The sequence below is a fragment of the Streptomyces albicerus genome (genome assembly GCF_008905045.1).
In the GTDB taxonomy this organism is placed as follows: Bacteria; Actinomycetota; Actinomycetes; order Streptomycetales; family Streptomycetaceae; genus Streptomyces; species Streptomyces albicerus.
Genome location: NZ_VWMY01000066.1, coordinates 13,055 through 38,678, shown reverse-complemented (window position 1 = coordinate 38,678; position 25,624 = coordinate 13,055). Strand labels below are relative to the sequence as shown.

The following is a 25,624-nucleotide window of genomic DNA, read 5'->3' as shown; positions in this document are numbered from 1 at the left end:
TGCGACCTGGGGGTCAAGTGACGGACGGGCAGCGGCTGTTCATCGGCGGCTCGTGGGTGGAGCCGGACGGTGGCCACTACGAGGTGATCGACCCGGCGACCGAGGGTGTCGTCGGGCTGGCTCCGGAGGCCTCGCGGGATCAGGTGCACGCGGCTGCCGCCGCGGCCCGCGAGGCCTTCCGGGCATGGTCGCGCACGGCTCCCGAGGAGCGTGCCGCCGTCCTTCACCGGGCGGCCGAGGTGATCCGGCGCAACCTCGTCCCGTACGCCGAGCTGGCGCAGGCCGAGACCGGCGCCACGACCGGCACGGCGCGGGGGATGCAGGTGGGTGTCGGGGCGGCCCGTTTCGAGCGGTACGCGTGCGTGGAGCCCGTCGAGCAGGCGCTGCCCCCGCAGATCAACGAGGCGGGCCCGTTCGGCAAGGCCGCCGTGATGGGCGCCCTGGCCGTGCGCCAGCCGGTGGGCGTGGTCACCTGCATCACCTCGTACAACAACCCCTGGGCGAACCCGGCCGGGAAGATCGCCCCGGCGCTGGCCATGGGCAACACGGTCGTCGTGAAGCCTGCCCCGCAGGACCCGCTCTCCGTGTACCGGATGGCGGAGGCGCTGGAGGCGGCGGGCGCGCCGCCGGGTGTCGTGAACGTCGTCAGCGGTTCGCGCGCGGAGGTCGGGGAGGCCGCCGTCGACTCGGACGACGTGGACATGGTGAGCTTCACCGGCTCGACCGCCGTCGGGCGGCGTATCGCGGAGGTCTGCGGGCGCGGCATGAAACGGCAGCTGATGGAGCTGGGCGGGAAGGGCGCGGCGGTCGTCTTCGAGGACGCCGACCTGGAGTCGGCGGTCCGGGGGATCGGCACGACGTTCTCGTTCTACAGCGGGCAGATCTGTACGGCTCCGACGCGGGTGCTCGCTCAGCGGGCCGTGTACGACCGGCTTGTTGCCCAACTGGCGGCTTACATCGGCTATTTGAAGGTGGGCGACCCGCGCGCCGACGGTACGGTGGTCGGCCCGGTGATCTCCGCCGCCCACCGGGACCGGGTCGAGTCGTACGTCGAACTGGGCCGCAAGGAGGGCGCACGGGTGGTCGCGGGCGGTGAACGCCCCGCACACGGCCCCGAGTTCGAGCGGGGCTTCTACGTGGCACCCACCCTCCTCGCCGACTGCACCAACGACATGCGGGTGGTCCGCGAGGAGATCTTCGGCCCGGTCGTCGTGGTCCTCCCCTTCGACGACGAGGACCAGGCGGTCGACCTCGCCAACGACAGCGACTACGGCCTCATCGACTACGTCTGGTCCGGCGACGTGTCCCGCGCCTTCCGCGTCGCCCGGCAGCTCCGGGCGGGCGGCGTCGGCGTCAACACGGTCGGCCGCAACATGGAGGCCCCTTTCGGCGGCTTCAAGCAGAGCGGCGTGGGCCGGGACGTGGGTTCGTACGCCCTGCACGCGTACAGCGAACTGCAGTCGATCGTGTGGCCGGGCTGACGCCGCGGCCTCCGGCGTAGGACAGCCGACAGGCGTGCCCGCGCTTACCTGCCCGCCACCCGCGCCCAGCGCTCCAGGGCGGCGTCCTCACTCTCGGCATGCTCCCCGGCACTCTCGGCGGGCTCCCCGGCGGTGACCACGATCCCGGCCTCGGCCCGCACCCGCGCGGACTTCTCCAGTTCCTCGGCGAGCATCTGGCGGCGCAGTATCCGGGCGGTGTACGCGGAGGGGTTCCCCTTGGCCTTCACGAAGGCGGCCACGTCATCGGGCAGGCTCATCGTCATGGTGACCGTCATGTGGGCATCATGCCTTGGGTCGGGTGGGGCCGGCGTGACGGTCCCGGGGTGAGTGGGGAGGTTGCGGGGATGGGGCCTGCAGGGGAGTGGTACGTGCTCGTCGAGCACAACCGGGTCGGCAGCGAAGGCAAGTGGACTCTGCGTCAGAAGCTGCATGCGGAGGACGGGCGGGAGCACGCCCTGTCCATGGCACAGGAAGTGACGCTCTCGTGCACCGGGGACACCTTTCGCTCGCCGGCGGAGCTGGGCCGCAGTGTGTTCCGGATCTCCGAGACCAGCTGGCTCGTGGAGATCGGCCACTCGAGGTGGAGCGAGCTGTATGGGGATGTCGTCATCGACTCCGAGCACGTCCGGATCTCCGTCGCGGAGCTCGCGCACTTCACGGAGCCGCCGCCTGCCGAACCACAGCCCGCGAAGGTCGGTCGGCTGAGCAAGGTGTTCAAGCGCGACTGAAGGGTGCTTCGTAGCGGCGTTTCGTAGCGGCGTTCGCATCGCGCCCAGGGTTGGCGTAGCGATGTTACGGCTGGGGGTAGCGTCGCTATCGCATCGGTGTTAGCGTTGTTCTCGTCGGGATGGAAGCAGCGCTATCCCACCGAGACGAGGAGCACCGTCATGAGTGAGCAGTCCAGCACCGGTACCAGCACGAACACCGGCACCTCCGCCCGCGTCGCGATCGTCACCGGAGGATCCCGGGGGATCGGCCGGGAGACCGCGGAGCGCCTGGCGGGCGACGGGTTCGCCGTCGTCGTGAACTTCGCGGGCAACCAGGCCGAGGCCGACAAGACCGTCGCCGCGATCGCCGAGGCGGGCGGGCAGGCGCTCGCCTTCCGGGCCGACGTCGCCGACGAGACCGAGGTGGCGGCCCTCTTCGACGCCGCCGAGTCCACGTACGGCGGGGTCGACGTCGTCGTCCACGCCGCCGGAGTCATGACCCTGGCCCCGCTGGCCGAAACCGACCTCGACGCGCTGGACCGGATGCACCGCACCAACATCCGCGGCACCTTCGTCGTCGACCAGCAGGCCGCGCGCCGGCTGCGCGAGGGCGGCGCGATCATCAACTTCTCCAGCTCCGTGCTGGCGCTCGCCCTCCCCGGCTACAGCGGGTACGCCGCCTCCAAGGGCGCAGTCGAGGCCATGACCCTGATCCTGGCCCGCGAGATGCGCGGCCGGGACATCACCGTCAACGCCGTGGCCCCGGGCCCGACCGCCACCGCCCTGTTCCTGGACGGCAAGGACGAGGAAACCATCGCGCGGATGGCCGCCCAGCCGCCGCTGGAGCGCCTCGGCACCCCGAACGACATCGCCGAGGTCGTGTCCTTCCTGGCCGGTCCGGCCGGCCGCTGGGTCAACGGCCAGGTGGTCCGCGCCAACGGCGGCATCGCGTAAACCCCCTCTCCCTCCCCTCTCCCCCCTGTCTCTTCCGTTTCTCTCCAAGGAGTTCCGTCATGGGCAAGACGATCGTCATCACGGGCGCGGGTTCCGGTTTCGGCGCGCTCGCCGCACGGGCGCTGGCCGACGCGGGCCACACGGTCTACGCCGCGATGCGCGACACCAAGGGCCGTAACGCGGGCCGGGTCGCCGAGGCCGAGGCGTACGCCACCGAGCATCAAGTCGACCTGCGCACCGTCGAGTTGGACGTCCTCTCGCAGGAGTCCGCGGACGCCGCCGTCGCCACGATCCTGGCCGAAGCCGGTGCGCTGGACGTGGTCGTCCACAACGCGGGCCACATGGTGACCGGCCCGACCGAGGCCTTCACTCCGGAGGAACTGGCCGCGGTGTACGACACGAACGTGCTCGGCACCCAGCGGGTCAACCGCGCCGCCCTCCCGCACCTGCGCGCCCAGGAGCACGGCCTGGTGCTCTGGGTCGGCTCCAGCTCCACCAGGGGTGGCACCCCGCCCTACCTCGCGCCGTATTTCGCCGCGAAGGCCGGGATGGACGCGCTCGCCGTGTCGTACGCGGCCGAGCTGGCCCGTTTCAACATCGAGACGACCATCGTGGTGCCGGGCGCGTTCACGTCGGGCACGAACCACTTCGCGACCGGCGGACACCCCTCCGAGCAGACGGTGATCCCGGCGTACGAGGAGCGGTACGCGGGCCTGATGGACCAGGTCGGCCGACGCCTCGCCGCCCTCGCCCCGGCCGACGCCGACGTGTCCCTGGTCGCCGACGCGATCGTCGAGGTCGTCGACACCCCGCACGGCGAGCGGCCCTTCCGGGTCCACGTCGACCCGGCGAACGACGGGGCGGAAGAGGTCAGCCGGGTCGCGGACCGTATACGCGCCGAGTTCCTGACGCGCATAGGCCTGGACGACCTGCTCGCCCCGCAGAAGGCCACCGCGTGACCTCGCGCCGGATCGCTTCCGTTAGCGTCGCTTCCGTGAGTACGAAAGCGCGCATCCTCGAAGTGGCGGCGGTCCTGGTCGCCGAGTCCCCCGACGGGGACGTGTCGACCAGGGCCGTGTGCGAGGCGGCCGGCGTCGGCGCCCCGGCCCTCTACCGCCACTTCGGGGACAAGGAAGGTCTGCTGTCGGCGGTCGTCGACCACGGCTGGGAGAAGTACCTCGCGACCAAGCGCGACCGCGCCCCCGGCACGGACCCCGTCCAGGACCTGCGGGACGGCTGGGACACCCACGTCGAGTTCGCCCTGGCCAACCCGAACCTGTACCGCCTGATGAACTCCCCGGCGATGCGTACGCCCCCGGCGGCGGCCCTGGAGTCCCACCGCATCCTCACGTCGGACCTCCAACGGGCCGCCGAACAGGGCAAGTTGCGCTTCGCCCCGGAACTGGCGGCCCAGATCATCATGTCCGCCAACGTCGGCGTGGCTCTGATGCTGGTCTCCCGCCCGACGACGTTCACCGACAAGACGGTGTCCCGCCGGGTACGGGACGCGGTCCACGCCATGGTGTTCACGCCGGACGTGACGGCTCCGACGGAGGCACCCGGGGCAGCGACCTCCGAGGCAGCGACCTCCGGGGCAGCGACCTCCGGGGCAGCGGCACCCGGGCCAGCGGCACCCGGGGCAGCGGCATCCGGGGCAGCGGCATCCGGGGCGGAAGGGGAGGCCCTCGTCCCCGCCACGGCGGCCCGCCTGAACGCCCTCCTCCGCCAGTCCCCGGCACCGGTCCTCAGCCCGGCCGAGGACGCCCTGCTCACCGAGTGGCTGAACCGCCTCTCGAACGCGCCCCGGAGCTAGGCAGAGGCCCTCCCCGTTGGACCCGATGCCCTCCGCCGTAACCCCGTCTCGATCTCGAACAGGGTCACGAACCCCGCGCAGTCGTGCTTGACTTTCCAGTCCCGCGCGATCTTGGCGGGATGGCCAGACACGTCAGTCCAGCTCCCGAACCAACTCAAGGGACACGCTCCGGGCTGCCGTTGAGGGTCGGATCAGGGGATCAGGGGGGGACGAGGGCAATGAACAACGCGACTGAGGTGTTCCAGCCGCTGCAGGCGGACGATCCGCCCCTGGTGGCCGGCTACCGTCTTGCCGCCCGGCTCGGCGCGGGAGGCATGGGCCGGGTCTACCTGTCGCACACGCAGGGCGGCCGACCGGTGGCGATCAAGGTGATACGGCCGGAGCTCGCAGACGATCCGGCCTTCCGGCGAGGGTTCCGCCGGGAGATAAAGGCGGCCCAGCGGGTCCGGGGCGTGTACACCGCCGAGCTGATCGACGCCGACGCGGACGGCGTACCGCCCTGGCTGGCCACGCTGTACGTGCCCGGCCCCTCCCTGGCAGACGCCGTCGCCAGGCGCGGACCCCTGCCGGTGCCGGCGGTGCTGTGGCTGATGGCGGGGGTGGCCGAGGCCCTGCAGGCCATCCACGACGCGGGAATCGTGCACCGGGACCTGAAGCCGTCGAACGTGCTGCTGGCCGCCGACGGGCCGCGGGTGATCGACTTCGGCATCTCGCTGGCCTCCGGCATCACCTCGCACACAGCCACGGGAGCCGCGGTCGGCACGCCCCAGTTCATGGCTCCCGAGCAGGCGTCCGCAGGTGAGGTCACGGCGGCGACCGACGTCTTCGCGCTCGGCCAGACAGCGGCCTTCGCGGCGCTGGGCGAGCCGCTGTACGGGGACGGCAACTCGGTCGGCGTGCTGTACCGGATCGTGCACGAGAAACCTGACCTGTCCCCTCTGCCGGCGCAGCTCCGTCCGCTGATCGCCCGGTGCCTCGCCGCCGATCCGGAGGAACGGGCCACCCCCGCGGAGATCGTCGAGTGGTGCCGACAGCAGCTGGGCCGGGACGCCGACGCGGGCGCGGGGCCGGCCGTCTGGCGGGAGATCACGGGGCCGGAGGTGACGGTTCCGTCCCCGGTCGCCGCTCCCACCCCGGTGCACACGCTTCTTCCCACCTCGGTGCACACGCGGCCGTTGCTCGCACAGCCGCAGCTGCAGCCGACGTGGCGGGACGAGCCGCGGTCCCGCCGAAGACGTACCAGGCTGATCACGGCCGTCGTGACGGCGGCTGCGGTGCTGTTGGCGGGCTTGGCGTGGACGGTCATGGAGGTGTCGGACCGGCTTCGCGACCGGGAGGCGGCCGCGTCGTCGGCGTCCGGTCCTGAGGCGTCCGCACGGTCGTCGGCGTCCTCATCGGCATCCGCGCCGGGCTCGGGGGCAGGGTCAGGGTCGGGGACCGATGACCGGACACCAGATGCGTCGCGCCCCTCCTCGACCGCGCCGGGGCCGCCGAAAGCCGTCGCGTACCCCCCAGTGTGGCTGGACGCGGACAGCCCACTGGATATCACGGTGAACCCACTGGATATCGAGGAGCCCGACCGCAAGGAGCGGAAGGACCAGAAGGACCGCAAGGGGGACATCCGCTTCGTCTGCGATGACGAAGACTGTGCGCTGGAGAGCGACACCAGCCTGATCACCATGGTGTTCGGTGAGCCGGGTGCCTCCCTCGATTCGTGCCGCCTGCTCCTCACCGGCGCCGACAGCCACAGCCTCCCGCTGGCCGCGGCGGCGGCCGGCAGCGAGATCTGCGTCAAGCACCCCTCAGGAGACATCGCGCTGCTCGTGATCCAGGTGAAGTCGACCGCGCTGCCGGAGATCGGCTTTGTGACCGCGGACATGACGGTCTGGCGGGCGGCCTAGACAGTTTCGTCGGGGCCGGACCCGACCGCGCTCAGTCGGTCAGGTCGACCCGTACCGTCAGCAGATTCGTTCCGACCGCTCGCACCGCGGCGCTGTTCATCCGGGGCAGGGACTTGAGCCGGGCGCGGGCGTCGTCCTCGTGCAGCAGGTGGGCCGTGCCGTGGTGCCAACGGCCCTTGACGCGGACCCGGACGCTCGGGTCCGCCTGGATGTTCCGCACGTACTGCGACTTCTCGCCGTACTCGGAGACGATCCAGAACTCCTGTCCGATACGGCGACCGCCGACCGGGGTCCGGCGCGGCAGCCCGGACTTCCGCCCGGTGGTCTCCAGGAGCGTCTGGAACGGCAGCAGCTTCGTGACGGGGTTGCCGACCCGCTTCTGGAAGGTCGTGACGGCGCGGAACTTGAACTCGTGGTAGCGCGACATCTCAGTCATCGTTCCTCTTGAGGGCTTGGAGGAGGGTGCCGAAGGCGGCGGGGGTGGTCGAGAGTATGGCCTCCACGATGTCGAGCCTGCTCACCGGTGCCGACGCCATGTTCGGTTAACCGCCGTGCGGACAGGCCTGCTGGCCGGATGGGGCGGCCGGGGCGGGTCCGCGAAGCTCATTCACATGAAGCCGATTCATGTGATGAAGACCAAGCGGAAAGTCTCCCTGATAGCTGCCTCCGTCGTGGTTCTCGGTGTTACCGGACCACTCACGGCGGAGGCCTCAACCGCCGCCTCTTCCAAGCCCCTTGAGTGGGCGAAGTGCGAAGGGAGCGGGCTCGACCCCCGGCAGGAGTGCGCGACCGTCGAGGTGCCGATGGACTACTCCGACCCCGGCGGGAAGAAGATCGGCATCGCCATCTCCCGTATCCCCAGCGAGAAGCCGGCCGACCGCCGCGGCGCCTTACTGCTGATCGCAGGCGGGCCCGGCGGCGGCAGCCTCGACGAAATCTCCGGGAAGGGGCAGAAGCTGCCGCAGGAGGTGCGGAACGCGTACGACCTGATCGGGTTCGACCCCCGGGGCGTCGGCAGGTCCGCCCCGGTCAGCTGCGGTCTCGAGACGGAACACCTGGCCAGGTCCAAGTTCTTTCCCTGGCCCGCCCCGGACGGGTCGGTCACCGGAAACATGGCTGCCGCGCGACGGATGGCCGACGCCTGCGAGCGCAACGGCGGTGAGTTGGTGCGTCACATCAACAGTCGCGACAACGCCCGTGACATCGACCGGATCCGGGCAGCGCTGGGCGAGCGGAAGCTGTCCGCGTGGGGTCTCTCGTACGGCGCGTATCTCGGCGCGGTCTACAGCCAGTTGTTCCCGCACCGCACCGACCGCTTCGTGCTGGACAGCAACCTGGACGTCAATGGCGACGCCTACCAGGGCGGGGGTACCCGTGCCTTGTGGGCGGGGTTCGAGGCCGGCGTCGAAGACGTCTTTCCCGAGTTCGCCAAGTGGGCTTCGGCGCCCGGGAATCCGGACCGGCTGGCCGACACGGCCGACGAGGTGCGGCCGCTGGTCCTGCGGCTCGCCGCCCGGCTCGACCGTGAGCCGATCCCCTGGCCCGGCGCCAACCCGGCGGAGCTGAGCGGCAATGTGCTGCGCCAGGCCATGGTGGACGCCTTCTACGATCCCGACGGCTTCCCGGGGCTGGCCCAGTTGATCCTGGCCGCGCAGAAGGGCACCGTCCCGCCCGCTCCCGAGACGCCCCCCGAGCCGCTCCTGCAGAACGGCCTCTCCGTCGCCCTCGCCACCTTCTGCAACGACGGCGCATGGCCCAGGGAAACCGCCGTGTACCAGAAGGACGTTGACGAGAGCCGGACCAAGTACCCGCTGACCGCAGGGATGCCGAGGAACGCGACGGGCTGCGCCGCCTGGCCGTATCCGCTGAAGGAGAATCCCGTACGGATCACCGATCACGGTCCGTCCACGGTCCTGCTCGTCCAGAACGAGCGCGACCCGGCCGCCCCGCTCGGCGGCGCCCGCAAACTCCGCGCCGCCCTCGGCAAGCGCGCCGTCATGGTGACCGTCAACTCCACCGGGCACGACGCCTACCTCGGCAACGGCAACGCCTGCGGAGACCGAGCCGTCTCCCGCTATCTGGCCACGGGGGAACGGCCCGCCCGGGACACGTACTGCGCCTAGCAGCTTGACAGTGTGTCCGCGTACGGAGTGATGCTGGTGGGGTGACCGAATCGGGGCCCGGCAGGCGGGTGTTGCTGGTGGGCGCGGCCGGGGCCGCGGCTGCGGGCGGGCTCGGGCTGGTCGGTTGTACGGGCGGGGACGAGGAGTCCACGCCCACCCCCAGGTCGACGTCGACCGAGAGTGCTCAGAGCCCGCGCTCGCCCCGAGTGACCTCACCCTCACCGGATCCCGATCCCCTTCCGTCCGCGTCCCCGTGGCCCCTCCTCCGCACCGAGGTCGAGCCCCGCGCGAAAGAGGCGGCCGTACGGCTGCTGGAAGCCCTCGGCACGTGGACGCGCGGGCAGGACGGGGCCGGTCCCGCGGTGGAACGGGCCGAGGCGGCGGGCGTGCCCGACGCGTCCGCCGAGCGGCTGGTCGGCCAGGCCCGGCCCCTGCTCGACGCCGGGGCCGAGGCCACGGTCCGGGTCATCGCCGCGCAGTACGGAGGCCTGCTGGACGCCCGCGCCAGTGTCCTGGTCGCCCTCCGCCAGTGGGGGCGGGCGGCGGACGGGACCGTGGCGGACGGCGGGGCGACCGTCGACGTACGGCTCACGCGGGGCGGGTCCGGGTGGCAGGTCGGCGCCCTGTATCCGTCCCGCACCGCGCCGCCCCTCGATCGGCCCGGTGCGCTGATCGAGCGGGTTGTGGGGCACGAGCGGATTCGGCTGCCGCCTGCGGGTGAGGCCGACGTCCTTGCGGGCCGGCTGCGGCCCCGGCCGTTGCGGGGGTTGCTCACGCTGGCGGAGTCGTACGAGGTTGATGTGAGCGTTGTCCATACGGGGCATCCGCGGAACGTCTTCGGTACCGGGCGGCTCAGTGATCACACTCGGATGCGGGCGTTTGATGTGTGGGCCGTTGATGGGCGTGCGGTGATTGATCCTGCTACGCCTGATTCGCTGGTTGATGGGTTTATGCGGGCTGCAGTTCTGGCGGGGGCGTACAACGTGGGTGGGCCTCGGTTGCTCAGTGGGGGATCGTTTTTCTCGGATCGGGTTCATCGGGATCATCTGCATATTGCTTTTGACCGCGATACGTAGGGGACTTCCGGTCGATCGTGAACTGCGGGTGCGTTGGGGCTGGTCGCGCAGTTCCCCGCGCCCCTAGCGGGGCCAGACGTCGGCGAGGATCTCGCGTGACTCCCTGCTGCCCGCACCCAAGAAATGCGGCACGTACCGGTCCCCGATCTGGATCGGCAGCGGCCGTGCCGCCATCGGGCTCGCTCCCCAGAAGACCAGCTCCAGCACCACGCCCTGGCGTACCTCGGGGGAGAAGTCCATGTCGAAGACGAAGTTGCCGAGGGAGTGGGCCACCGGTCGGCCCTTGTACAGCTCCAGGTTCTGGACCCAGTGTGGGTGTGAGGCGATCACCGCGTCGGCGCCCGCGTCGATGAGGCGGTGGGCCACCGTGTGCTGGGCCGGGACCGGGCGGTGCGTGTACTGCCGGCCCCAGTGCGGGCAGACGACCACCACGTCGGCGCGGGTGTGCAGGGCGCGGACCGAGGCTTCCAGCGCGGCCAGGTCGGACGTGTTGAGCGGGCCGGTGCGGGGCGGCATTCGCAGGCGGACCGCGCCCGGGGTGGCGGGTCCGGCGGGCGGGGTCTCGCCGATCGCGTTGAAGGAGAGGATGCCGAAGCGCAGGGCTCCCACGCGGACGATCGCCGGTTCGCGGGCGGCGGCCAGGTCGTCGCCCGCTCCGGTCGTGGCGAAACCCGCGGCTCGCGCGCTGCGTACGGTGCGCCGCAGGGCCTCGGGGCCGAAGTCGCCGAGGTGGTTGTTGGCCAGGAGAAGGACGTCGAACCCCGCCTGGCGCAGGCCCGCGAGCGACGTGGGATCGGCGGCGAAGGAGTCGCCGCCCTGGGTGGGCGGGCCGGCCCGGGACAGGGTGCACTCCAGGTTCCCGACGGTCAGGTCGGCGGTCACGAGGCGGCGCGCGGTGCTGGTGAAGGGGAGCGACGGGTCGTCGGACCTGGCGATCTCCGCGCCCACCCGCCTGCCCAGCATGATGTCGCCGGTCCAGAGGGTCGTGGCGACCGGGCCGGGGTCCGTGTCGGCGGGGACCGTCACCGGGTAGCCGCGCGGGTCCGAAACCGGGTCGTGGCCGTCCACGGGCAGCGCCGACACTCCCGGGCCGAGCGCGTCCGCCCGCACCACGGCCACCGTGTCCGGGTCGCGCCGCACCGCCAGGACCGCGTCCGCGTCCGCGTTGGCATCGGCGGCAGGACCCTCCGCGTGCGGTCCTCGTACGACCCGCGCGGCGCCGCCCCTGCCACCCAACTGCTCCCAGGTCAGTCGCCGACCGGTCCGTACGTCCCCCACGAGCCGCCGGTCGGCGGACAGGCCCGCGGCCCGCGTCGGGTGGACGGCCAGGACGAGCGGCAGCCGTACGGGGCGGGGCGGCGAGGCGGTGGTGGCGGACCCGCCCGACGGCCGTGGCTCGTCCTTCGAACCGCCGTCGCACGCGGCGAGCGCCGTGGCGGCGGCCCCGGCGGCCCCGAGGGCCAGCACCTCCCGCCGGGAGCAGGGCCGGGACCAGGACCGCGCTCTCGCCACCTTCGGCCTCCCTCCTCCTGCGCCCCGTAAGGGGCGCGGGCCTGTATCGATATGCGGCTCCGCCACGTGGGCGCTACCAACCCCCACCGGCCCGCGGGTCGATCACCGTGCCTCCAGCGGAGCGCTACCGCCCCAGGAAGATCGGGTTGGTGAACGCGGCCAGTGCCCCCGGCAACGGACCGGCCGCCGCCTCGTGCCGTACTTCCGCCCGTACGTATGCCGCGTACTGCGCCGTCGTACGCCACTCCACCGTCCCGGAGCCCGACACCGGGATCACCGAGCTCGTGTGCAGCACGCCCTGGTCCGTGACGAAGCGGACCGTGCAGCGGGGCGTGCCCGTGGTCTCGAGGCGGACCGTGACCGGGGCGTCGCGGTCCACCCTCAACCGGCCGCCGATACCCGCGTGTTCGCCCTTCGGGCCGGTGGCCGAGAATGACAGCGACACCGTCTTCGACTCCGCCACGTAGGACCGGCCCGCGCGGATGCCCTCCTGGATCGCCTCGCGGGTCAGGTCGTCGGCGAGGACGACGGTCTGCGGGGTGCCGACGGGGTCGGGGTGGCGGTGGGCGTCGCTGTTGCCCATCGCCGGGATCCAGTCCCGGCCCCTGCCGTCGCCGCCCTCCCCGCCGTTCCGTCCCTCCCGGACAGAAGCGACGAGCATGCTGTCCCAGTCGGCCAGCGACATCTCGTCGTCGGGCCCGAACGGGCCGTTCCACACCTCGACCGCGTCCGCCTCGCCGAAGCCGAACTTCCAGTTGCAGCCGATGCAGGTGGCGTGCGGGTGGGCGGGGACGACCAGGCCGCCGGAGCGGCGGATCTCCCTCGCGTACTTGCCGAAACGGTTCTCGCGCGCCCGGTAGCGCCAGTCCACGAACGTGCCGGGGTCCGTGCCGAGGGCCACCACGTGACCGTTGCGCGTCGTGACCTCCTCGCCCAGCATGATCAGCAGGTCGTCGCCGGCCTCCGAGGCCCAGTGCGGGTGCGCCGCATGCGTGTTGTGCTCGGACGTGTTGATGAAGTCCAGCCCGGCGGCGCGGGCCAGCGCCGCGATCTCCGCCGGTGTGCGGCGGCCGTCCGAGTACCAGGAGTGCAGGTGGCAGTCGCCCCGGTACCAGGCCCGGCCGCGGCCCTTCGCGCGCGAGGGCGGGTAGACCGGCTCCACGACGGCACCCGGCTCGCCGTACGTCAGCGTGATGGTGATCTCGTACGGGAGTCCCTGCGGGGCCACCGTGTAGGGGCCGAGCGCGATGTACCAGGTGCCCTCGCGGACCGGGCCCGGGATGTAACCCGGTGTCGCGTCGTCCGCGCGGATGAAGAACTCCGTGCGCGCCCCGCCCGACCAGCCCCGGAAGCCCTTGCCGCCCAGCTCCGTGCCGCGCTGGTCGAAGATGCCGATGTCGAGCGCGTTGCCCGCGGTGCCCGCCGGTACGGAGGGCTTCTCGTAGGTGTACGCGACCTTGATCTCCCGCACGCCGGAGGGGACTTCGACGGGCAGGTACACGAAGTCCGGCGAACCGGTGGGCAGGGTGCCGCGTACGGTCCGGGTCTCGGAGTTGTCACCGTCGGCCGCGTCGGCCGTGTCGGCGCCGCTGGTGAAGGTCACGCTTCCCAAGGTAAGCGCGGCGGCGGCTCCCGTCACGAACAGGGCGCGTCTGCCGATGCCGTGGTCGTCCTCGCACATGTCTGCTGCTCCCGGGTCTCGTGAGTGGCATGGGCGGTGCAGGGGTGATGCAGGAGTGGTTCAGGGGTGGCACGAACAACCCTGGTATTCAGCCGTGAACTGCGGTGCAAGGGAAGGGAATCGGCGTCTTTCGCCCGGTCGGCGGAGCGGCGACCCGACGTTTTCCCCCGGTTGCTCCCTATCGCATGGTGTATGCAAGCAAGTGCGGGGGCCGGGCGCCCGGCAAAGCGGAACTGTGGCCCCCGCCACACTCACCGGCGAGGTCCGTCGCCCCGTACGTAAGCTCGGAGGAATGACGAGCAGCGCCGAGAACGCACGCCCCGAGGCACCCACCGCCAACGCGATGCGCCGCGCCCTCAAACGCGCCCGCGACGGCGTCGCCCTCGATGTCACCGAGGCCGCAGTCCTGCTCCAGGCACGCGGCGCCGACCTGGACGACCTGGCCGCTTCCGCCGCCCGGGTGCGCGACGCGGGCCTGGAGACGGCGGGTCGCCCCGGCGTCATCACGTACTCGAAGAGCGTCTTCATCCCGCTCACCCGGCTGTGCCGGGACAAGTGCCACTACTGCACCTTCGTCACGGTCCCGGGCAAGCTGCGCCGGGCCGGCCACGGGATGTTCATGTCCCCGGACGAGGTCCTCGACATCGCCCGCAAGGGCGCCGAACTGGGCTGCAAGGAAGCCCTGATCACCCTCGGCGACAAGCCCGAGGACCGCTGGCCGGAGGCGCGGGAATGGCTGGACGCGCACGGTTACGACGACACGATCGCGTACGTACGGGCCATCTCGATCCGCATCCTGGAGGAGACGGGCCTGCTGCCCCACCTCAATCCCGGGGTGATGTCCTGGACCGACTTCCAGCGGCTCAAGCCCGTCGCGCCGAGCATGGGCATGATGCTGGAGACGACCGCCGAACGGCTCTGGTCCGAGCCGGGCGGTCCGCACTACGGCTCCCCGGACAAGGAGCCGGCGGTGCGGCTGCGCGTGCTCGAGGACGCCGGGCGCTCCTCCGTGCCCTTCACCAGCGGGATCCTCATCGGCATCGGGGAGACGTACGAGGAGCGCGCGGACTCGCTCTTCGCGCTGCGCCGCGTGTCGCGGGCCTACCACGGCATCCAGGAGCTGATCATCCAGAACTTCCGCGCCAAGCCGGACACGGCGATGCGCGGGATGCCGGACGCCGAGCTGGACGAACTGGTCGCCACGGTCGCCGTGGCCCGGCACATCATGGGCCCCTCGGCCTGCCTCCAGGCGCCGCCCAATCTGGTCGACTCCGAGTACGGGCGGCTGATCGGCGCCGGCATCGACGACTGGGGCGGGGTGTCGCCGCTGACCATCGACCACGTCAACCCCGAGCGCCCCTGGCCGCAGATCGACCTCCTGCGCGAGCAGTCGGCCGAGGCGGGCTTCGAACTGCGTGAACGGCTGTGCGTGTACCCGGAGTTCGTGCAGCGCGGCGAGCCGTGGCTGGACCCGCGGCTGCTCCCGCACGTACGGGCGCTCGCCGACCCGTCGTCGGGGCTCGCCGTGCCGGACGCGGTCGTGGAGGGCCATCCGTGGCAGGAGCCCGAGGAGGCCTTCACGGCGTCCGGGCGTACGGATCTGCACGCGTCGATCGACACCGAGGGACGCACCGGCGACCGGCGCGAGGACTACGACCACGTCTACGGCGACTGGGACGCCCTGAGGGAGGCGGCGGCGCCCGGCATGGTGCCGTCGCGGATCGACACGGACGTACGGGCCGCGCTGGCGACGGCCGCCGACGACCCGACCCGCCTGACCGACGACGAGGCGCTGGCGCTGCTGCACGCGGACGGTGCCGCGCTGGACGCGCTCTGCCGCATCGCGGACGACGTCCGCAAGTCGGTGGTCGGCGACGAGGTCACGTACATCGTCACGCGCAACATCAACTTCACCAACGTCTGCTACACCGGCTGCCGTTTCTGCGCCTTCGCACAGCGCCGGACGGACGCCGACGCGTACACGCTCTCCCTGGACCAGGTCGCCGACCGCGCCCAACAGGCCTGGGACGTGGGGGCGGTCGAGGTCTGCATGCAGGGCGGAATCCATCCCGACCTCCCGGGCACCGCCTACTTCGACATCGCGAAGGCGGTGAAGGAGCGGGTGCCCGGGATGCACGTCCACGCCTTCTCGCCGATGGAGGTCGTGAACGGCGCGACCCGTACGGGCATGTCCATCCGCGAGTGGCTGACGGCCGCGAAGGAGGCGGGCCTCGGCTCCATCCCCGGCACAGCGGCGGAGATCCTGGACGACGAGGTCCGCTGGGTCCTCACCAAGGGCAAGCTGCCGACGGCGACCTGGATCGAGGTCGTGACGACCGCGCACGAGCTGGGCATCCGCTCGTCCTCGACGATGATGTACGGGCACGTCGACCAGCCCAGGCACTGGCTCGGCCACTTCCGCACCCTGTCCCGGATCCAGCAACAGACCGGCGGTTTCACGGAGTTCGTGACGCTGCCGTTCATCCACACGAACGCGCCGGTGTATCTGGCGGGGATCGCCCGCCCGGGCCCGACGACGCGGGACAACCGCGCGGTGGTGGCGATGGCGAGGCTGCTCCTCCACCCCCACATCCCCAACATCCAGACGAGTTGGGTGAAGTTGGGGACGGAGGGTGCGGCCGAGATGCTCCGGTCCGGTGCCAACGACCTCGGTGGCACGCTGATGGAGGAGACCATCTCCCGCATGGCGGGCTCGTCGTACGGCTCGTACAAGTCCGTCAAGGACCTGATCGCGGTGGCGGAGGCGGCGGGGCGGCCGTCCCGGCCCCGTACGACGCTGTACGGGGAGGTGCCGGAGGAGCGGCAGCGGGCAGCGGCGGTGTCGGACGGGCATCTGCCGGAATTGCTGCCGGTCCTGGAATGACGCATGGAGTGACGCAGGGAGTGACGCGTGGAGTGACGTCGGTACCGGGGTCACGGGAATCGCCGAGGAACCCGTCGGAGTAAGATGATCCGACCCTCCGACGGGGTGAATCAGAGCTGAGGAGATGCGTGCCCGTGCCTGCCCGACGGCTTCCCTCGTGGGCCTGGGTCACCGGTCTGACCGCGGCGGCTCTGGTGATGGTGGCCGTACTGGCCGTAAGGGCCGAACGGGGGCCGCAGCCGACGGCCTCGGCCCGCCCGGAGCCCTCCGCGTCGGCCAGCGCCAAGCCCTCCGCCTCGCCCGAGGAGTCCAAGCCGGCCGCGGTACCGGACGGCTCCGGCACGGGACGGCGCATCGTCTACTCCCTCGACCAGCGCCGGGTGTGGCTGGTCGACGCGAGCGACGCGTCCCGGCGCAGCTTCACGGTGTGGCCGGGGACGGTGAGCCCGTCGCCGGGCACGTACACGGTCGGGACCCGGCGCGAGGCCGCCACGGGCACGGACGGAGTGGAGATCGAGCACATCGTCTACTTCACCGTCGAGTCCGGCGTCAACATCGCCTTCTCCAACGCCGTGGACGGCTCCTCCCCACCGCCGCCCGCGTCGGGCGTGCAGACGGGCGGGATCCGCATGCGCATGGCCGACGGGGACGCGGTCTGGGAGTTCGGAACGGCGGGGACGACGGTCGCCGTCGTGGACTGACGGGCTACCGGGCGGCGGGGTGGGCCGGGGCCGCTCATCCTCCCTGTAGGGCGTTCTGGGCGAGCCACTCGTCGAAGGTCTGGGTGCCCCGGGCTCCCGGTCCGGTCGGCAGCTGGCCGCCACCGGCCATGGCCCTGCCCGTGGCGCCGGGGAACCTCACCGGCACCAGCAGCCGCCGCCGGCCCTGGGCCCGCAGCAGCCGGCGCGCCATGTCGACGAGCTCCTCGACGCGCGGTCCGGCGAGCTCCGGTGCCATGCCCTGCGGCGGCGCGAGGACGAGCGCCACGAGATGCTGGGCGACCTCGCGGGCCGCGACCGGCTGGATCCGCATCCGGGGCACCACCGCGAGCGGCCCGGGCACCTGGCCGAGGACCTGCTGCGCGAACTCGTGGAACTGCGTGGCCCGCAGCACCGTCCACGGCACCGGTCCGGCCTTCACCACCTCCTCCTGGCGCAGCTTCCCCTGGTAGTAGCCGAAGCCGACCCGCTCGATGCCGACGATCGACAACACCACGTGGTGCCGTACGCCGACCCGGGCGCCGGCGCCCAGCAGGTTGTGGGCGCTGCTCTCGAAGAACGAGATCGACTTCTTGGCGCTGGTGGTCTGCAGGTTGCTCACGTCGACGACCGCCTCCACGCCCGCCATGGCGGCGTCGAGTCCCGCGCCCGACACGAGATCCACACCCCGCGACCTGGCCAGCACCACCGGCTCATGCCCGGCCGCCGCCAGTTCCTCGACCACGAACCGTCCGACCAGCCCGGTTCCGCCCGCTACCGCGATCCGCATGCCGGACCGCCTCCTTCTTCCGTCTCGTTCCCGTACGTCCTGTACGCATATGTCCTGTACCCGTACGTCATGATGAGTCTCCTCGGTCGAAGGAGTGGTGCGTCCTACTTGCCGAAGTACGCGTCGTACACCGACACCGACGACTTGTTGCCCTGCTTGTCGGTGAGGTTGGCGCGGAACGAGACGGACTTGTCCACGGCCGGGTTCTTGACCGTGATGCGGCCGTTCCTGACGGGGGCCTGCTGCCAGGTGGCGCCCCGGTCGTACGAGACGTACACGGCCAGCGACTTGAGGTTGCCGTCCGCCGCCGCGCCCTGGACGGTCACCGGGACGGACGTCTTCCTGCCGGCGGGGGCGTGGCTCGTCAGGTCGGTCTTCGCGTCGAAGCGGGCGGTGGAGACGGGGAGCCGGGTTCGGTCCGTGGTCTTCCCGGAGCGGAACGTCCAGCTCGCGTCGATGCGGCTGGAGGCGGCGCCGAGAGCGGGGCCCCGGCGGACGGAGGTCGTCAGGCGGTAGTCGGCGGCGTCGGACGGGACCGTGAAGCCGTCGCCGTTGCCACCGAGGTCGTCGGAGTTCTCCGTGAGCTTGGTGCCGTCGCGGTACAGGGTCGTGCGGACGGACTCGTACCTGGTCCAGCCTGTGTGGTTGTCGCCGTCCGCGTGCAGGGGCAGGTCGCCGGAGATCGTGTCGCCGTCGCGGAAGACGCCCTCCGTCAGGGCGATGCGCGGGCCGAGTACGCCCGTGTTGAACCGCGTCTCGTATGTGACGCCGCCCTTGAAGGCGCGTGGCTCGTCGAGGGCGTGGTACGACTCGGTGGGCGCGGAGCCGTCCTCGTCCGGGGTGCCGTACTGCTGGAAGTAGAGGTCCCACTTGGCGTTGTCGAGCGCGGAGAGGTGGAGCGTGCGGGTGCGCGGGAGCTTCTGCGGGTCGGTGATCGGGGAGATGCCGCCGAGTTCCGGGAAGTAGCCGGCCGCGTTCAGGCCGCCCTGCTTGTCCGCCGCCGACGTGCCCATGCCGGCCTTCACCGTGGCGAGGTCGGCGGGGCCGAGGTGCCTGCGGTAACCGGTCGCGAGCTTTCGTGTGTTGCCGCCGAGCATCACGTCGTACTCGGTGTCCGCGCCCTTGCTCCAGACGCCGATCCACTGCTGGTTCAGCGCACCGGTGGTGACCTCCGGACCGAGGTGCGCCGTGCGCAGACCGTCGAACGAGTCGACGTGCACGCCCGTCTCGATGTTGTAACCCTCACCCGCATACCAGTACCTCGGCGCCACGAACAACGGCTCGGCCGCGCTGTCCGGCACCGTGATGTCGACCGGCTTCGCCGTGCGCGCGTCGGCCGTCACCGTCATGTCGCCGGCGACCTCCAGCTTCGGCTGGACCAGCCAGTCCGTGCCCGCGCGGGAGTCCTCTGGGTCCTCGGAGATGGTGGTGTCGAAGAGATAGGTCCCCTTGGGCAGACGGAGCTCGACGGTGCCCGAGACGTCGTACGGCTCGTGGTAGCGGGCCTCGCCGGGGACCGCGATGGACTGCAGGAAGGACGAGTAGTCCGGCGTGGGTCGCCCGTCCCGGCCGACGAACTCGAACGTCACGTCGTACGCCTCGGCCTCCCGCTGCACCACCGCCGCCGTGCGCACGCTCTGACCGCCGCCGGTCGCGGTCACGTACGCGGAGTACGAGCCGTCCAGCGTCCCGCCCAGCTTCGTGTTCGCGGTCAGGTCCACCGACGCCTTCCCGCCCGCCGGGACGGTCAGCTTCCTCGCCCCGAGCGTGAAGAAGCCCTCGGGGGCGGGCTCGCCCTCCGGGCCGGCGGCCGTCACGGCGAGGTCGAGCGTGACGTCGGTCGTACCGAGATTCCGGTACGTGACCTCCTCGGCGATCGGAGTGTCGTCGGTGTGCGGCCACTGCTGGACGCCGAGGTTCACGGACACCGGGTCGGCGATCACGGTCTGTTCCACGGCCTTGTCCACGGCGATGCGGCCCGAACCCTGCTGGTACGGCGTGTAGTCGCCGCCGATCGTCGAGGCGGTCAGCGCGCCCTTGAGCTCGGCGTACGTCCACTCCGGGTGCCGCTGCTTCAGGATCGCTGCAGCGCCCGCCGCGTGCGGGGCCGCCATCGACGTACCGGAGATCGTCAGATAGCCATCCGGATTCTGGCCGACCTCCTGCTCGATGACGCTGCCGGGCACCGCGGCGGCCGTGATGTCGACGCCGGGTGCGGTGACGTCCGGCTTGATGCCGCCGTCGCCGAGGCGCGGGCCCCGGCTGGAGAGGTCGGCGAGCCGGTCGTCGTCGTCCACGGCGCCCACGGTGAGCGCGGCGTCCGCGCTGCCGGGGGAGCCGATGGTCTCCTCGCCGGACTCGCCTTCGTTGCCCGCCGACACGGCGAAGAGGATGCCCTTCTCGGCGGAGAGCTTGTCGATCGCTGCTTCCAGGGGGTCGATTCCGGGGGTGTCGGGGCCGCCCAGGCTGAGGTTCACCACGTCGGCGTCCTGCTCGGCGGCCCACTCGATGCCCGCGAGGATGCCCGAGTCGTCGCCGGAACCCTCGTCGTCGAGCACCTTGCCGTTGAGGAGCGCGGCGCCGGGCGCGACTCCCTTGTAGGCGCCGGCGGACCCCGCGGGAGACGCAGCGCCCGTACCGGCGGCGATGGACGCGACGTGCGTGCCGTGGCCGAAGCGGTCGGTCGCGTCGGGGGAGGGGGTGAAGTTCTTGGCGGCGACCACCTGGTCCTTGAGGTCCGGGTGGGTCGCGTCGACGCCCGTGTCGAGGACGGCGATCCTGACGCCCTTGCCGTCGTAACCGGATGCCCACGCCTTGTCCGTGCCGATCTGGGGGACGGACTTGTCGAGGGCGGCCTTTCGGACACCGTCCAGCCAGATGTGGGCGATGCCGGAGGCGGTCCGCGCGGTGCCGCCGGGTGTGTCGGTGACCGCGGCCCACAGGCCGGCGGGGTCCTGAGTGGCGACTGCCTCGGCGTTCAGGGACTCCAGCGTGCGGCGGACCTCGGTGTCGCGCGCGTCGCGCACGTCCGCCTTCGCGGCCCTGGCCGCGCCCTGGTAGCCGACGATCACCTTCATGCCCTGCTTGTGGGAGGCGCGGACCGCCTTCCTGCTCAGTTCGGTGATGTCGAAGAGCCGCCGGTCCAGCGTTCCGGTGGCGATCAGGCGCTGCGCGTCGGCGGGGACGACCAGGGTGTGGCCGTCCTCCCGGATCGTGCGGATCGCGATGTGCTCGCGGCCTTCGGCGCGCTCGACGCCGGTGACCCGGCCCTTCGTGTCGACGGCGACGCGGTCGCCGGTGATGAGCGTGACGCGCTGCGCGCTCTGCGCCTGAGAGGGACCAACGCCCGCGCCCGTGCCCGTGCCCTTGTCCTGCTCAGTGGTGGTCCCCGCCGACGCCGGGCCGGTCATGCCCGCCGTCAGCGCCACCGCGGCCGCGACGGCGACCGTGGTGACGTATGCCCTCTTCACTTGTCTGTTCACGTCTCCCCCTGGAGATGACAGTTCCCGGCGAACTCGGGTCGCGGGGACGGAAGTTGGTGCCACTTCTGGGACGTGAGGGGCCAGGCGGAGAGTTGAGTTCCGGGGGAAAGGTCCATCGCGCGTACTGGCCGCCGCCGGCCGCGTAGTCCTCGTGCCGGAGGCTGCCGCGGCCCCGTCCATCGGAAGACGGACGATCAAAAGGACCACGAGTTGAGCGACACTGGGAGCCGGGTTCGACCGGGAGTGTCGGGAAGCGGCAGGGAGGCGGGCGGGTGGCGCAGGCAGTGCCGTCGCGGCAGGAGCTGATCCAGCAGGGCAACCGCGCCGGATTCGTGGGCCGGGACACCGAACGGGCCGCGTTCCTCCAGAACTTCGACATCCCGGTCGGGGACCCCCGACAGCGCTTCCGCTTCCATGTGCACGGCACCGCGGGCGTCGGGAAGACCTTCCTGGTACAGGAGTTGCGGCAACTCGCGCGCGAACGCGGGGCGCTGACGGCGTACGTCGACGAGGGCGCCGGAAGCGTGCCCGAGGCGCTGGCGGAGATATGCGGTCAGTTCGCGGACCAGGGGCGGCGGTTGAAGGACCTGGAGCGGCGGCTGGCCGCGTACCGGGACCGGCGGCACGAGGCGGAGGCGGCCGCGCTCGCCGCGCTCGCACCGGAGCCGGGGGCGCCGCCGGCTCCGTCGGCCGGCAGCAGGGCCGCGGTGGAGCTGGGCATCGCCGTGGCGGAGGCCACGGTGCCGGGCGGCGGCCTCATCGGCAGGGCCCTGCCCGCGGACCAGCTCGCTCAGGGCGCGGACCGGCTGCGGGCCGGCCTCAGCGCCCGCTTCCGCAACGCCGACGACATCGAGCTGGTGACGTCACCGGAGAAGGTGCTCACCCCGGTCCTGCTCCGCGAACTGCGCGCGGCCGCCTCCGCCGCCGAGTGGATCGTCCTGTTCTTCGACACGTACGAGCGGACCGGGGCGTATCTCGACCCGTGGCTGCACGAGATGGTCACGCGCGGCACGGCGGAGAGCGGACTGCCCGCCACCGTCGTCGTGGTCACCGCCGGGCAGCGGCCCCTGGACCCCGCCCGCTGGAGCGGCCTGGACTCCGTGACGGACGTGCCGCTCGCGCCGTTCACCGAGGCCGAGGCGCGCCGGCTGCTCGCCGCGAAGGGAGTCGTGGCCGAGCCGGTCGTCGAGGAGGTGCTGCGCCTCACGGGCGGCCTGCCCGTCCTCGTGTCGACACTCGCGAAGGAACGCCCCGGCGACCCGGGCGCCGTGGGCGACCCGAGCGCCACCGCCGTGGAACGGTTCCTGAAGTCGGAACCGGCCGTCCGTCGCAAGGTCGCCGGGATCTGCTCGCTGCCCCGGTGGCTGGACGCGGACGTGTTCCGGGTGCTGGTCATCGACCGCCCGGACGACGAACTGGACGCGCTCTACGAGTGGTTGACGGGGCTTCCGTTCGTCGGTGAGCGCGGGGAGCGGGTGCGGTACCACGACGTCGTACGGGCGCCGATGCTGCGGCTGGAGCGCCGCAGGTCCCCGCGCGAGTGGGCCGCGCGGCACCGGCGGCTGGCCGAGGCGTTCGCCGAATGGCGCGCCGAGGTCGGGGCCGGCCGGGAGACCGAGGAGCTGTGGGAGGACGAGGAGTGGCGCGGGCTGCTCCTGGAGGAGACGTACCACCGGCTCTGCGCCCGGCCGCCCGCGGCGCTCGCCGAGGCGCTGGGGTCCCTGGTCGAGGCATGCCGTGAGGACGGGGTCGTCGGCCGCCGCTGGGCGCGGATGCTTCAGGACGCGGGCGACGCGACGGGCAACCCGGCCCTCGGGGAGTGGGGCCGGGAGCTGGGCGAGGCGCTCGCGGACGACGAGTCCGGGACGGTCAGGGCGATGGACCTGCTCCTGGCCCGTCCCGGCCTCGACCCGGCCGGGCGGGCGGGGGCGCACGCGCTGCGGGGCCGGGAACTGCGCAACGGCGGGGAGTACGGGCGGGCCCTGGAAGAGTTCGACCGGGCGATCGAACTCGATCCGGAGCTGGCATGGGCGCACTACGGCCGTGGTCTCACCTGCCAGCTGATGGACGACTTCCCGGCGGCGCTTGCGGCGCTCGACCGGGCGGACGAACTGGCCCCGGACACCGACTGGATCATCGCCGAGCGCGCGGAGACCTATCGGCTGGCGGGCCGTTTCGAGGAGGCCGTCACCGATTTCAGCCGGGCCGTCGCGCTCGACCCGACCTATGCCACGGCTCTGACCGGGCGAGCCGTGTGCCGGCACAGCCTCGGGCAGTACGACGCGGCCCTCGCCGACTTCAACCGGTCGCTGAGCATCGACGAGGACAACCTGTGGACGCTGGTGCGCCGGGCTCGACTGCGCCGCACCAGGGGGGAGTTGGACGAGGCGTTCGCCGATTTCGACCGGGCGGTCGAGCTCGGTCCCGACCAGGCCTGGGTCGCGTCGGAACGGGGTGACGCCTATCGGGTCACCGAGCGGTTCGAGGAGGCCGTCGCCGAGCTGGGCCGGGCCGTCACCCTCGATCCCGACTACGCCTCGGCCCTGGCGAGCCGTGGAGCGTCCCTCCACGGACTGGGCCGGAACGAGGAGGCGCTGGCCGACCTCGACCGGGCCATCGAGCTGAAGACCGACTACACCTGGGCGTTGGTGATGCGGGCCGGGGTGAAGGACGACCTGGGTGACCGGGCGGGCATGGTGGAGGATCTGCGGCGATCCGTGGCGGCGCAGCCGGACGTCGACTGGATCAGTCACGAACTGGGCATCGCGTACCGGAAAGTGGGCCGGTACGAGGAGGCGATCGCCGTCTTCCGCCGTGTACTGGAACGGAGCCCGGACGACCACCACGTGCTGGCCAGTCTCGGCGGGACCTACCGCTCCCTGAAGGACTACAAGGAGGCCCTCCGATATCTGGATCGCGCCCTGGAGGTGAGCCCGGACCACGCCTGGGCATACAAGGAACGCGCGCGGGTCGGTCTGGCGACGGTTCGGATCGAGCAGGCTCTGGCCGACCTGGACCGGTGCGTCGCCCTGGAGTTGGACGCGCACTGGGCGCGCCGCACGGCCATCGGGCTGCTGATGAACTGCGACCGCTGGGATGAGGCGTCCGCGCGTCTGGCCGACGCGGACCGCGCGGCGGCCCCTGACGACGACCTGGACGACCTGCGCGTCGAGATGCATCGGCATGCCGGTCGGTGGGCGGAGGCCCGACGGCTCGCCGAGCGGGTACGCGAGACGGAGCCGCTCGTCGGCGCCTTCCAACTGGCGGTGACCGTCAGCAGATCCGAGGGGCTGCGCGCCGCGGAACCTCTCTGGCGCGAGCTGGCCCGGCTGGTCCACGAGGACGGCGAACCGGGCGCGGAGCTGAGCGCGTTGGAGCATGCGCAGAGCCGCTGCTTCATCGGCTGCGCCCTGTCCGACTGGGCCGAAGCCGACGCGGGCCTGACCGAGGTCCTGGCCCTGACCCCCGACTGGGAGGACCTGGCGAACCTGACCGCGATCCTCACCGACGTACTGGACAGCCCGGGCACCGACCGGGCCCGCGTCGCGCCCTACCTGGCGGAGGTCACGGCGGCCCGGGACACCATCCGGGCGCGTTACGCGGAATGACCGGCGAACGCGACGAACGGGGCTCACGAGGCACGGGTGTCGAGTCGAGCCGTGTGACCCGCCGCGTCACCGAGGTACGCGACCTGCTGTGCACCGTCGACGCGACCAGCGCCCGTGACGCCGCCGAGCAACTGACCGAGTACACCCAGCAGAAGGGAACCGCCTGATGGCCGAGGTGACGTACGAGCGGCACGACGGGCCGGAAGCGGCCGGGCAACTCGACGCCTTCCTCCCGGCGTACGAAGAGGTCTACATCGAGCCGCCGTACTGCGAAGGCCCCCGAGACGTCGCCGACTTCATCGACCACTACCAGGCCCAGACCCAGCGGCCCGGCTTCCGCCTCGTACTCGCCCGTGACGGCGGCGAAGTCATCGGATTCGCCTTCGGCTACTACCTCGCGCCGGACACCCGCTGGTGGAAGAACCTTCAGGACGTCAAGCTCCCGGACGACTTCACTTGCGAGACCGGCGAGCGGACGTTCGTCATCATCGAACTCGCCGTACGCAAGCCGTGGCGCCGCCGGGGCATCGCCGCCGCCCTGCACGCACGGCTTCTTGAGGGCCTGGACGTCGAGCGGGTCACCCTCACGATGCGACCCGAGCTCGAAGCCGCCCCGGCACAAGCCGCCTACGCGGCGTGGGGCTACCGCAAAATCGGTGTCTCCCACCCGTGGGAGGACGCCCCCCTCTACAACTGCATGGTCCACGAGATCCGGTGAAGCGGAGCAGGATGTATCGAGGTGACCGACGCCCGGGGCGACCGGGTCCCATGTATCCCCGACCCGGGTCCGGAATACGCGGAATCGGGTCGAGGACTTCGGCTCGTGGCGGCGTACGCGGACCGCTGGGGTGTCGACGAGGCACCGGCACGCTGCAAGGCGGTCTGGGCCGAAC

At 71.9% G+C, this 25,624-nt stretch carries 19 protein-coding genes; 12 read left to right on the top strand and 7 right to left on the bottom strand.

Annotated elements, in window-relative coordinates; genetic code table 11:
* Positions 1-17 precede the first annotated feature (17 nt).
* Complete coding sequence (locus GAS53_RS42895; RefSeq protein ID WP_151483204.1) at positions 18-1,481, top strand: aldehyde dehydrogenase family protein; 1,464 nt, start codon at positions 18-20, stop codon at positions 1,479-1,481.
* Between the two features lie 44 nt (positions 1,482-1,525).
* Here GAS53_RS42895 and GAS53_RS42890 read toward each other — a convergent pair whose 3' ends face one another.
* Positions 1,526-1,777: a hypothetical protein gene (locus GAS53_RS42890; RefSeq protein WP_151483203.1), complete on the bottom strand. Its 252-nt coding sequence runs from the start codon at positions 1,775-1,777 to the stop codon at positions 1,526-1,528.
* Positions 1,778-1,846: 69 nt separating this feature from the next.
* Here GAS53_RS42890 and GAS53_RS42885 point away from each other — a divergent pair, with 69 nt between their 5' ends.
* The 5 genes from GAS53_RS42885 to GAS53_RS42865 all read left to right on the top strand — a co-directional run bounded on the left by GAS53_RS42885 (position 1,847) and on the right by GAS53_RS42865 (position 6,877).
* Complete coding sequence (locus GAS53_RS42885) at positions 1,847-2,230, top strand: hypothetical protein (protein WP_151483202.1); 384 nt, start codon at positions 1,847-1,849, stop codon at positions 2,228-2,230.
* Between the two features lie 159 nt (positions 2,231-2,389).
* A complete protein-coding gene (locus tag GAS53_RS42880; protein WP_151483201.1) occupies positions 2,390-3,163 on the top strand; it encodes an SDR family oxidoreductase in 774 nt (257 codons plus the stop codon).
* A 59-nt stretch (positions 3,164-3,222) separates the two neighbouring features.
* A complete protein-coding gene (locus GAS53_RS42875; protein WP_151483200.1) occupies positions 3,223-4,122 on the top strand; it encodes an SDR family oxidoreductase in 900 nt (299 codons plus the stop codon).
* Positions 4,123-4,157: 35 nt separating this feature from the next.
* Entirely contained in the window at positions 4,158-4,976 is an 819-nt protein-coding gene (locus GAS53_RS42870; protein WP_151483199.1) for a TetR/AcrR family transcriptional regulator, read from the top strand.
* A 218-nt stretch (positions 4,977-5,194) separates the two neighbouring features.
* Positions 5,195-6,877, top strand: coding sequence for a serine/threonine-protein kinase (locus GAS53_RS42865; protein ID WP_151483198.1), 1,683 nt, complete (start codon positions 5,195-5,197; stop codon positions 6,875-6,877).
* A gap of 31 nt (positions 6,878-6,908) precedes the next feature.
* Here the strand turns inward: GAS53_RS42865 and GAS53_RS42860 are convergent, their stop codons facing one another.
* The gene (locus GAS53_RS42860) at positions 6,909-7,304 is read right to left on the bottom strand and encodes a nitroreductase/quinone reductase family protein (protein ID WP_151483219.1); all 396 of its coding nucleotides are present in this window, start codon (positions 7,302-7,304) and stop codon (positions 6,909-6,911) included.
* A 184-nt stretch (positions 7,305-7,488) separates the two neighbouring features.
* On the opposite strand from GAS53_RS42860, the gene GAS53_RS42855 reads away from it, so the two are divergent.
* Positions 7,489-9,000, top strand: a complete 1,512-nt coding sequence (locus GAS53_RS42855) for an alpha/beta hydrolase (protein WP_151483197.1) — start codon at positions 7,489-7,491, stop codon at positions 8,998-9,000.
* Positions 9,001-9,218: 218 nt separating this feature from the next.
* Here the strand turns inward: GAS53_RS42855 and GAS53_RS55590 are convergent, their stop codons facing one another.
* The 3 genes from GAS53_RS55590 to GAS53_RS42840 form a co-directional block, all read right to left on the bottom strand.
* Complete coding sequence (locus GAS53_RS55590; protein ID WP_192583523.1) at positions 9,219-9,815, bottom strand: hypothetical protein; 597 nt, start codon at positions 9,813-9,815, stop codon at positions 9,219-9,221.
* A gap of 324 nt (positions 9,816-10,139) precedes the next feature.
* Positions 10,140-11,588, bottom strand: coding sequence for a CapA family protein (locus tag GAS53_RS42845; RefSeq protein ID WP_151483195.1), 1,449 nt, complete (start codon positions 11,586-11,588; stop codon positions 10,140-10,142).
* A gap of 124 nt (positions 11,589-11,712) precedes the next feature.
* Positions 11,713-13,269 (bottom strand): CehA/McbA family metallohydrolase, encoded by a 1,557-nt coding sequence (locus GAS53_RS42840; protein WP_151483194.1) that lies wholly within the window; start codon positions 13,267-13,269, stop codon positions 11,713-11,715.
* Positions 13,270-13,561: 292 nt separating this feature from the next.
* Between GAS53_RS42840 and GAS53_RS42835 the strand changes: the two genes are divergently transcribed.
* Positions 13,562-16,153 (top strand): bifunctional FO biosynthesis protein CofGH, encoded by a 2,592-nt coding sequence (locus GAS53_RS42835; protein ID WP_151483193.1) that lies wholly within the window; start codon positions 13,562-13,564, stop codon positions 16,151-16,153.
* 128 nt (positions 16,154-16,281) lie between these two features.
* On the top strand, positions 16,282-16,854 hold the full coding sequence (locus GAS53_RS42830) for a hypothetical protein (protein WP_151483192.1): 573 nt from the start codon (positions 16,282-16,284) through the stop codon (positions 16,852-16,854).
* Positions 16,855-16,888: 34 nt separating this feature from the next.
* Here GAS53_RS42830 and GAS53_RS42825 read toward each other — a convergent pair whose 3' ends face one another.
* Together GAS53_RS42825 and GAS53_RS42820 are read right to left on the bottom strand one after the other, a co-directional pair.
* Positions 16,889-17,641, bottom strand: a complete 753-nt coding sequence (locus GAS53_RS42825) for an SDR family oxidoreductase (RefSeq protein ID WP_151483191.1) — start codon at positions 17,639-17,641, stop codon at positions 16,889-16,891.
* A 104-nt stretch (positions 17,642-17,745) separates the two neighbouring features.
* Complete coding sequence (locus GAS53_RS42820) at positions 17,746-21,123, bottom strand: S8 family serine peptidase (RefSeq protein WP_225859434.1); 3,378 nt, start codon at positions 21,121-21,123, stop codon at positions 17,746-17,748.
* Between the two features lie 272 nt (positions 21,124-21,395).
* Between GAS53_RS42820 and GAS53_RS42815 the strand changes: the two genes are divergently transcribed.
* From GAS53_RS42815 to GAS53_RS42810, 3 genes are read left to right on the top strand one after another with little or no spacing between them, the layout of a single operon-like run.
* Positions 21,396-24,731 carry a BREX system ATP-binding domain-containing protein gene (locus GAS53_RS42815; protein ID WP_151483189.1) on the top strand — a complete coding sequence of 1,112 codons (3,336 nt, stop codon included), beginning with the start codon at positions 21,396-21,398 and terminating at the stop codon, positions 24,729-24,731.
* Positions 24,728-24,898: a hypothetical protein gene (locus tag GAS53_RS55585; RefSeq protein WP_192583522.1), complete on the top strand. Its 171-nt coding sequence runs from the start codon at positions 24,728-24,730 to the stop codon at positions 24,896-24,898. Before GAS53_RS42815 ends, GAS53_RS55585 begins: the two co-directional genes overlap by 4 nt.
* Positions 24,898-25,449: a GNAT family N-acetyltransferase gene (locus tag GAS53_RS42810; protein WP_151483188.1), complete on the top strand. Its 552-nt coding sequence runs from the start codon at positions 24,898-24,900 to the stop codon at positions 25,447-25,449. Before GAS53_RS55585 ends, GAS53_RS42810 begins: the two co-directional genes overlap by 1 nt.
* Positions 25,450-25,624 lie beyond the last annotated feature (175 nt).